This window comes from Micromonospora sp. CPCC 205558 (assembly GCF_036902955.1).
Classification (GTDB): Bacteria; Actinomycetota; Actinomycetes; order Mycobacteriales; family Micromonosporaceae; genus Micromonospora.
This window is the reverse complement of sequence record NZ_JBAKHR010000004.1, coordinates 1-9,459: the sequence shown is the minus strand read 5'-3', so window position 1 is coordinate 9,459 and position 9,459 is coordinate 1. Positions and strand designations below refer to the sequence as shown.

The following is a 9,459-nucleotide window of genomic DNA, read 5'->3' as shown; positions in this document are numbered from 1 at the left end:
GCCCGCCGTGCCCGGCTCCCGGCGGTCAGGCTTGATCCCTGCGCCGGGCACGGCGGGCCCCCGCCCCCGTCGTGGTTCCGGCTCGCGCGCGGAGTGCCACCACCGTCGGTGGGGTTGTGATCCTGGTCGTGAACGGTCGACGGTTGGTGATCTTGGTTGGTGGTGGGTTACCAGCCTCTTGCTTTCCACTGGGGGAGGGCGGGGCGTTCGGCGCCCAACGTGCTGTCCTTGCCGTGGCCCGGGTAGAACCAGGTCTCGTCCGGCAGTTGGTCGAACAGCTTGTGCTCGACGTCGTCGATCAGCGCCGCGAAGCGCTCCGGGTCCTTGTCCGTGTTACCCACCCCACCGGGAAAGAGACTGTCGCCGGTGAACAGGTGCGGGGTGCCGGCCGGGTCGCGGTAGAGCAGCGCGATCGAACCCGGAGTGTGCCCCTTGATGTGGATGACCTCCAGCGCGCAGTCGCCGACCGCCACGGTGTCGCCGTCGGCCAGCCGCTCCGCCTCGATCGGCAGCCCCACCGCGTCGTCGCCGTGCACCAGTGCCCGGGCGCCGGTCTTGGCGACGACCTCCTCCAGCGCCACCCAGTGATCCATGTGCTGGTGGGTCGTCACCACGGCGGTGAGCCCGGCGTCACCGATCAGGTCGAGCAGCCGGGGTGCCTCGTTGGCGGCGTCGATCAGCACCTGGTCACCGGTGCCCGTGCAGCGCAGCAGGTAGGCGTTGTTGTCCATCGGGCCCACCGACAGCTTGCTGATGGTCAGCCCGTCCAACTCCCGGACCGCCGGTGCGCCGCCGTGCGTGACGTCTCCGCTGTATGTCATGACGTTTCTATATCCATTCCGGTGGAGTGGGCAGGTGGCCGTCGGGGGTGACGGAGAGCGGAGCGCCGTCGGCGCGGCCGATCAGCCAGGCGGCGAGGTCGGGGGCCGGGCCGGCGACGATCGGGGCGCCGACGCGTTCCCCGATCACCACCTCGTGCTCGCTGCCGTCGAGGCGGAGCACCATCGACGGCGGTGTCGGCCCCGTGGCGTGATGGCTGGCCGCCTCGCGCAGCAGTCGGTGGGCGAACGTCTCGGACCAGTCCGTGGCCCGGTAGTCGGCGGCCAGGTCGAGGTGGTGCACCTCGATCTCCCGCAGCCGGCCCCAGACGAGCAGCGCGGCCGGCCATGGGCCCTTCCGCGCCTGCACCGTCGCAGCCCAGGCCTCGGCCGGCATCGCCGCGACCGCCTCGGAGAACAGGTCAGCGGTGCGGCGCAGGTCGTCCAGGTGCTCGGCCGGTGGCCGGCCCGAACCGGCTTCGATGTCCGCCGTGCGGGCCTCCAGCGAGGCGTACATCGGCAGCGCCTCCCCGGTGCGGGCCGCGGTGAGCAGGTTGACGAAGCCGTCGGCGTTGCGCGCCACGTGCGCCAGCACGTGGCCGCGCGTCCAGCCCGGCAGCAGCGACGCGGCGGCCAGGTCCGCGGCGTCGAAAGACGCGGCGGTACGCAGTAGTCGGCTGGTGGCCGCGTCCACCTCGCCCATCAGCAGCAGCGGATCCGTGGTCACCCGTCGACCCTAGCGGTCCGCCGTTGCGGCGTCGCCGGGGAAATCGCTTTCGGCGCGTCGGCGCACGACCTACCGTCTGCGGCAGACGCGGCACCGGGACATCGGACGGAGGTGGTGATCATGCCGGACGTGGCACGCGTGTTCCGCCATCACCAGCTTCGACACCGATGAGGATTCCATGAGTATCGATTTGATCGCGCTCGGCTGGGATGCCGAGCGACAGGCGTACGCCGCACGCCACGGCGAGCATCAGCCGGGTCGGGTGGCCCGGGTGGACCGGGGGGTCTGCACCGTGCTCACCGCAGTCGGCCCGGTTCGGGCCAGCCTGGGTGGGGCGGTGCTGACCGCCGCCGCGCGGGACCCGTCCGCGCTGCCCTGTGCCGGGGACTGGGTGCTGCTCACCCACTGGCCCGACCGCCGGGTCACCGTGGAGGCGGTGCTGCCGCGGCGCGGCGCGCTGATCCGGCGTACCGCCGGCAAGGACGCCAGCGGCCAGGTGCTGGCCGCCAACCTCGACGCCGCCGCCGTGGTGGAGCCGGTGCACCCCGAGCCGGACGTGGGCCGGATCGAGCGGCTGCTCTCCCTGGCCCACGAGTCCGGCGCCCGGCCGCTGGTCGTGTTGACCAAGGCGGACCTCGCGGCGGACCCGGCCGCGCTGGCCCGCCAGCTGGCCGCGGTCGCCCCCGGGGTGCCGGTGTTGCCGGTCAGCGCCGAACGTGGTCTCGGGCTGGACCCGCTGCGCGCCGAGGTGGCGCCCGGGCGCACGCTCGGTCTGCTCGGCCCGTCCGGTGCCGGCAAGTCGAGTCTGGTCAACGCCCTCGTCGGGGCGGTGATGATGCCCACCCAGGCGATCCGGCGCGTCGACGGCAAGGGTCGGCACACCACCACCTGGCGGGCTCTCGTGCCCGTCCCTGGCGGCGGTGCGGTGATCGACACGCCCGGTGTGCGGGCGGTCGGCCTGTTGGACGGCGCGGTCGGGCTCGACCGGGCGTTCGCCGACATCGCCGAGCTGGCCGAGGGCTGCCGGTACGCCGACTGCGGCCACGACGGCGAGCCGGCCTGCGCGGTCCGGGAGGCGCTGCACACCGGTGAGCTCTCCACCCGTCGATGGGAGAGCTGGCGGCGGCTGCAGGGAGAGGTGGCCCACGAGAGCCGACGGCGGGAGGCCCGGGTGGCGGCGGAGCGGCGCGGCGGGTGGCGTTCGGCCCGACGCCGGGTCAGTCGCCCGCCGACGCCCGGGGGCTACTGACCGGGTGCCCGTGACGGGGGCGTTTGCCGGCGGGGCGTTTGCCGGAGGGGGGCGGCCGTCGGCGGGGCGGCCGACCGGGCTGAGCTGGGGGAATGTGCGGGCGAGGGAAACTGTCGTACCTCGGGGCTAGAGTTGCCGAGGCGTGTTTTCCGCGCCCGCACGACCGCTCAGATCACCCCAGAGCGGGACAGATTCTCCGCTTCATCTTCTCCCGGGAGTACACGTACCGTGGCCGACCGACTGATCATCCGTGGCGCGCGCGAGCACAACCTGCGTGACGTCAGTCTCGACCTGCCCCGGGACGCGCTCATCGTGTTCACCGGGCTGTCCGGGTCGGGCAAGTCGAGCCTGGCCTTCGACACGATCTTCGCCGAGGGGCAGCGCCGCTACGTCGAGTCGCTCTCGTCGTACGCCCGGCAGTTCCTCGGTCAGATGGACAAGCCAGACGTCGACTTCATCGAGGGCCTGAGCCCGGCCGTCTCGATCGACCAGAAGTCCACCTCGCGAAACCCGCGCTCGACCGTCGGCACCATCACCGAGGTCTACGACTACCTGCGCCTGCTCTACGCCCGCATCGGTGAGCCGCACTGCCCGGTCTGCGGCGAGCGCATCTCCCGGCAGAGCCCACAGCAGATCGTCGACCGGGTCCTCGCCATGGCCGAGGGCACCAAGTTCATGGTCCTCGCCCCGGTGATCCGTGGGCGCAAGGGCGAATACGTCGACCTCTTCGCCGAGCTGCAGGCCAAGGGCTACGCCCGGGCCCGGGTCGACGGCGTGGTGCACCCGCTGACCGAGCCGCCGAAGCTCAAGAAGCAGGAGAAGCACACCATCGAGGTGGTGATCGACCGGCTCACCGTCAAGCCGAGCGCCAAGCAACGGCTCACCGACTCGGTCGAGGCCGCCCTGGGGCTGTCCAGTGGTCTGGTCCTGCTCGACTTCGTCGACCTTCCCGAGGACGACCCGGACCGCGAGCGCCGCTACTCCGAGCACCTGGCCTGCCCCAACGACCACCCGCTGGCCATCGAGGATCTCGAGCCCCGGGTCTTCTCCTTCAACGCGCCGTACGGCGCCTGCCCGGAGTGCACCGGCCTCGGCACCAAGAAGGAGGTCGACCCGGAGCTGCTGGTCCCCGACCCGGAGCGCAGCCTGCGCGAGGGCGCCATCCAGCCCTGGTCCACCGGGCACAACCTGGAATACTTCCTGCGCCTGCTGGAGGCGCTGGGCGAGGCCCAGCACTTCGACATCGACACCCCGTGGCGGGCGTTGCCGGCGCGGGCGCAGAAGACGATCCTGCACGGCTCCGACGATCAGGTGCACGTGCGCTACCGCAACAAGTACGGCCGTGAGCGCTCCTACTACACCGGCTTCGAGGGTGTGGTGCAGTGGATCGAGCGCCGCCACTCCGACACCGAGTCCGAGTGGTCCCGCGACAAGTACGAGGGCTACATGCGCGACGTGCCGTGCGCTGCGTGCGGTGGTGCCCGGCTCAAGCCTGAGGTGCTCGCGGTCACGTTGGCCGGCAAGAGCATCGCCGAGGTCTGCAACCTGTCCGTGGGGGAGTGCGCCGACCTGCTCGCCGGCATCGAGCTGACCGACCGGCAGAAGATGATCGCCGAGCGGGTCCTCAAGGAGATCAACGCACGACTGCGGTTCCTGCTCGACGTCGGCCTGGACTACCTCTCCCTGGACCGCCCGGCCGGCACGCTCTCCGGCGGTGAGGCACAGCGCATCCGGCTGGCCACCCAGATCGGCTCCGGCCTGGTGGGCGTGCTCTACGTGCTCGACGAGCCGTCGATCGGGCTGCACCAGCGCGACAACCACCGGCTGATCGAGACCCTGATCCGGCTGCGTGGGCTCGGCAACACGCTGATCGTGGTGGAGCACGACGAGGACACCATCCGCACCGCGGACTGGATCGTCGACATCGGGCCCGGCGCGGGTGAGCACGGCGGCAAGATCGTGCACAGCGGCTCGGTGCCGGCGCTGCTGAAGAACAAGGAGTCGATCACCGGGGCGTACCTGTCCGGTCGGCGGTCGATCCCGACGCCGACGGGTCGCCGCCCGCAGGATCCGTCCCGTGAGCTGGTGGTGCACGGCGCGCGGGAGCACAACCTGCGTAACCTGACCGTCTCGTTCCCACTGGGCCAGCTGATCGCGGTCACCGGGGTCAGCGGCTCGGGCAAGTCGACGCTGGTCAACGACATCCTCTACGCGGTGTTGGCCAACCAGATCAACGGCGCCCGGCTGGTGCCCGGCCGGCACACCCGGGTCTCCGGTCTGGAGCACGTGGACAAGGTCGTCGGCGTGGACCAGTCGCCGATCGGCCGGACACCGCGCTCCAACCCGGCCACCTACACCGGAGTCTGGGACCACGTCCGCAAGCTCTTCGCCGAGACGACCGAGGCGAAGGTCCGCGGGTACGGCCCGGGACGGTTCTCCTTCAACGTCAAGGGCGGGCGCTGCGAGGCGTGCTCGGGTGACGGCACGATCAAGATCGAGATGAACTTCCTCCCCGACGTGTACGTCCCCTGCGAGGTCTGCAAAGGCGCCCGGTACAACCGGGAGACCCTTGAGGTGCACTACAAGGGCAAGACGGTCTCGGAGGTGCTGGAGATGCCGATCGAGGAGGCCGCCGAGTTCTTCTCCGCCATCCCGGCCATCCACCGGCACCTGAAGACGCTCGTCGACGTCGGCCTGGGCTACGTCCGCCTCGGTCAGCCCGCGCCGACCCTCTCCGGTGGCGAGGCGCAGCGGGTCAAGCTCGCCTCCGAGCTGCAGAAGCGCTCCACCGGGCGGACGGTCTACGTGCTCGACGAGCCGACCACCGGTCTGCACTTCGAGGACATCCGCAAGCTGCTGATGGTGCTGGAAGGGCTGGTCGACAAGGGCAACACGGTGATCACCATCGAGCACAACCTCGACGTGATCAAGACCGCGGACTGGCTGATCGACATGGGTCCCGAGGGTGGCCACCGTGGCGGCACCGTGCTCGCCACCGGCACCCCCGAGGAGGTCGCCGAGGTGGCCGAGAGCCACACCGGCGAGTTCCTGCGCCAGGTGCTCAAGCTCGACGGCGAGGCCAAGGGTGCGGCGGCGGCCACCACCCGGGCCGCCAAGGCCAACGGCGCGACCAAGGCGCGGGCCAGCCGTAAGGTGCCGGCTGCGGCGCGCTGACCGTCTGGTGCGTGTTCGTCGAGCGGGGCGGGTCGGTAAACGACCCGCCCCGCTCCATTTGCCGGGTCGCCGAATGCCGAGATGAACCATCCGGCACAGTTGCCCGTGTGGAGAAGTTGTGGCCGGGTATCAGCCGGCGCAGCGGGCTAGAGAGAGGCGAGGCATGAGTGATGATCAGGCGCTGACCGGTCCGGGTACGCAGACACGTCGTACCCTGCTCACCGGCGTCGGGGCGGTCGGCGCAGCCGTTGTCCTGGCTGCCTGCGGCAGCGACGACGGCGGCAACGGCAGCGGCGCGCCCACCAGTGGTGGCCCCGCCGTGCCCAGCACCGGCGACGCCGGCGGCGGCGACCGGCAGAACGCCCAGTCGTTGGCCACCACCGCCGACATCCCGGTCGGAGGCGGCAAGGTCCTCGCCGCCGAGGGTGTGGTCATCACCCAGCCCACGGCCGGCCAGTTCAAGGGCTTCAGCCCGATCTGTACGCACCAGAACTGCCCGGTGACGAACGTCGACGGCGGCACCATCAACTGCACCTGCCACGGCAGCAAGTTCTCGATCGAGGACGGCTCGGTGAAGGCCGGCCCGGCCACCAAGCCGCTGCCGCCCAAGGACATCAAGGTCACCGGCGACCAGATCTCGCTGGCGTGACGGTCGCGCTGGCGTGACGGCCGGGTTGGCCTGACCGCCCGGCTGGCATCGCAAGATCGACTCGCGTTTCGGGAAGTCGGGGTGTCCGTGGCAATGCCGACACCCCGACTTCCGGGACGCCGAGTGGATCACGCGCCTGCGGTGGGCTGTCAGTGCTGCGGACTAGGCTTGCTGGCGTGGCTGACCCCTCGACCTACCGCCCCGCACCCGGCACCATCCCGGAGCTACCGGGGGTCTACCGCTTCCGCGACGGCACCGGCCGGGTGATCTACGTCGGCAAGGCGCGAAATCTGCGCAGCCGGCTCAACTCCTACTTCGGCGACGTGTGGAACCTGCACGAGCGCACCCGGCAGATGGTCACCACCGCCGAGTCGGTGGACTGGATCACCGTCGGCACCGAGGTCGAGGCGCTCCAGCAGGAGTTCACCTGGATCAAGCAGTACGACCCACGGTTCAACGTCCGCTACCGCGACGACAAGTCGTACCCCTATCTCGCCGTCACCCTCGACGAGGAGTACCCACGGCTGCAGGTGATGCGCGGTGCCAAGCGCAAGGGCGTGCGTTACTTCGGTCCGTACTCACACGCCTGGGCGATCCGCGAGACCCTCGACCTGCTGCTGCGGGTGTTCCCCGCCCGGACGTGCTCCGCCGGGGTGTTCAAGCGGGCCGGTCAGGTCGGTCGTCCCTGCCTGCTGGGCTACATCGGCAAGTGCTCGGCACCCTGCGTCGGCACCGTCTCCGCCGACGAACACCGGGCCATCGTCGACGGGTTCTGCGACTTCATGGCCGGGCGCACCGACACCATGGTCCGCAAGATCGAACGCGAAATGATCGAGGCGAGCGAGCAGCTGGAGTTCGAGCGGGCCGCCCGGCTGCGCGACGACGTGGCCGCGCTGCGCCGGGCCATGGAGAAGCAGACCGTGGTGCTCGGTGACGGCACCGACGCTGACGTGGTCGCGTTCGCCGACGACCCGCTTGAGGCGGCCGTTCAGGTCTTCCACGTCCGCGACGGCCGGGTCCGCGGCCAGCGCGGCTGGGTGGTGGAGAAGACCGAGGATCTGACCACCGGGGACCTGGTGCACCACTTCTGCACCCAGGTGTACGGCGGTGAGCACGGCGAGGCCGACGTGCCCCGTGAGCTGCTCGTTCCCGAGCTGCCCGCGGACGCCGACGCGCTGGCCGACTGGCTCTCCAACCATCGGGGCAGTCGGGTGTCGCTACGGGTGCCGCAGCGTGGCGACAAGCGCTCACTGATGGAGACGGTGGAGCGCAACGCCAAGGACGCGCTGGCCCGGCACAAGCTGAAGCGCTCCGGTGACCTGACCACCCGGGGCAAGGCACTGGACGAGATCAGCGAGGCGCTGGGCATGAGCACCTCGCCGCTGCGCATCGAGTGTTTCGACATCTCCCAGATCCAGGGCACCGACGTCGTCGCCAGCATGGTGGTCTTCGAGGACGGGTTGCCCCGAAAGAGTGAGTACCGGCGGTTCATCGTCCGGGGCGCCACCGACGACCTCTCCGCGATGTCCGAGGTGCTTCGCCGTCGCTTCGCCCGCTACCTGGACGCCAGGGCCGAGACGGGCGAGGTGGGCGTGGAGTCGGCCGACGACCCGGCCGCCCCGCAAGACGCGGTCGAGCCGCAGGTCGGCGTCCTGATCGATCCGACCACCGGCCGGCCGCGAAAATTCGCGTACCCGCCGCAGTTGGTGGTCGTCGACGGCGGTGCCCCGCAGGTCGCGGCCGCCGCGCAGGCCCTCGCCGACCTGGGCATCGACGACGTGGCGCTGTGCGGGCTGGCCAAGCGGCTGGAGGAGGTGTGGCTGCCGGACGACGAGTTCCCGGTCATCCTTCCGCGCACCTCGGAGGGGCTCTACCTGCTGCAACGGGTGCGTGACGAGGCCCACCGGTTCGCCATCACCTTCCACCGGCAGCGCCGCTCCAAGCGGATGACCGAGTCGGCACTCGACCACGTACCGGGCCTGGGCGAGGTGCGTCGCAAGGCGCTGCTGCGACACTTCGGCTCGCTCAAGCGACTCTCGGCCGCAACGGTCGAAGAGATCACCGAGGTGCCGGGGGTGGGTCGCCGCACCGCCGAGGCGATCCTGGCCGCCCTCGACAAGGACGCGAAGACCGTCGACGGCGCGGAGGCGAAGCCCAGCACCTGAGCACTGTCGTCGCTCGCCCGGTCGGAGGCGCAGCCGATCGGCTCACGCTGGCTGTCCTTGCTCGCCCCGTGATGGGCGGTCGCGCCCCATGATCGCGCTCGATCCTGGATGTAGTGGCCTCGTGGCGTAGGGAGGGGCCTGTTTCCTGGATCGAGCACGATCTTGCGGGATGCGAGGTTCCGTACCGGGGCGGGTGGTTTGTAGGGTTTGGTGTCGGCTGTCGGGTGGTCGGGGCCACCTCGTCGGCGGAATCGGCGGCCAGGCCGGGTCGTTATACCTGGCAGACGACGGCAACAGTCCGGGTCATGGTGGGCCGGCCGCGCCGGGTACCGCCGCCGGGAACACCCGCCGGGCCGCCCCGGTTACATCCCCCGCACGGCCGAGCACCACAACGGCCGGACACGGCAGCCGCCGGGAACACCTACCGGGCCGCCCCGGTTACACCCGCCGGAACGGCCGAGCACCACAACCGGCCGACGGGTAGGCGGAATGATCTGCCACCGGCACCCGTTGGACCCTGTCCCGACGCCGACCCCGCTTTCGTGGGTCACCGGGCAGAACCCCTCGAACTTTCCCCGCACCCCCACCCCCTGGGGTGATGCGGATCCCCCGATGCAGAGGAGCACGCCATCATGCGTACCGATCTGATCCGCAAGACCGCCCTGACCGCCGCCGGC

6 protein-coding genes are annotated in these 9,459 nt (G+C 70.9%); 4 read left to right on the top strand and 2 right to left on the bottom strand.

All coding sequences use genetic code 11. The features are described from left to right. Positions 1-167: 167 nt before the first annotated feature. Both V6U86_RS05070 and V6U86_RS05065 read right to left on the bottom strand, forming a co-directional pair. A complete protein-coding gene (locus V6U86_RS05070; protein WP_334498956.1) occupies positions 168-821 on the bottom strand; it encodes an MBL fold metallo-hydrolase in 654 nt (217 codons plus the stop codon). 7 nt (positions 822-828) lie between these two features. Continuing rightward, a complete protein-coding gene (locus V6U86_RS05065; protein ID WP_334498954.1) occupies positions 829-1,545 on the bottom strand; it encodes a maleylpyruvate isomerase family mycothiol-dependent enzyme in 717 nt (238 codons plus the stop codon). 178 nt (positions 1,546-1,723) lie between these two features. Between V6U86_RS05065 and rsgA the strand changes: the two genes are divergently transcribed. The 4 genes from rsgA to uvrC all read left to right on the top strand — a co-directional run bounded on the left by rsgA (position 1,724) and on the right by uvrC (position 8,782). Then, a complete protein-coding gene (gene rsgA, locus V6U86_RS05060) occupies positions 1,724-2,794 on the top strand; it encodes a ribosome small subunit-dependent GTPase A (RefSeq protein WP_334498952.1) in 1,071 nt (356 codons plus the stop codon). A gap of 228 nt (positions 2,795-3,022) precedes the next feature. After that, complete coding sequence (gene uvrA / locus V6U86_RS05055) at positions 3,023-5,968, top strand: excinuclease ABC subunit UvrA (RefSeq protein WP_334498950.1); 2,946 nt, start codon at positions 3,023-3,025, stop codon at positions 5,966-5,968. Positions 5,969-6,131: 163 nt separating this feature from the next. Beyond that, positions 6,132-6,617, top strand: a complete 486-nt coding sequence (locus tag V6U86_RS05050) for a Rieske (2Fe-2S) protein (RefSeq protein ID WP_334498948.1) — start codon at positions 6,132-6,134, stop codon at positions 6,615-6,617. A 176-nt stretch (positions 6,618-6,793) separates the two neighbouring features. Further along, entirely contained in the window at positions 6,794-8,782 is a 1,989-nt protein-coding gene (gene uvrC, locus V6U86_RS05045; protein ID WP_334498946.1) for an excinuclease ABC subunit UvrC, read from the top strand. The last annotated feature ends 677 nt before the right edge of the window (positions 8,783-9,459 follow it).

Bases quoted from the DNA above. Each gene is read 5' to 3' on its own strand.
- V6U86_RS05070 (WP_334498956.1), bottom strand. From the start codon at position 821: ATGACATACAGCGGAGACGTCACGCACGGCGGCGCACCGGCGGTCCGG.
- rsgA (WP_334498952.1), top strand. From the start codon at position 1,724: ATGAGTATCGATTTGATCGCGCTCGGCTGGGATGCCGAGCGACAGGCG.
- V6U86_RS05050 (WP_334498948.1), top strand. From the start codon at position 6,132: ATGAGTGATGATCAGGCGCTGACCGGTCCGGGTACGCAGACACGTCGT.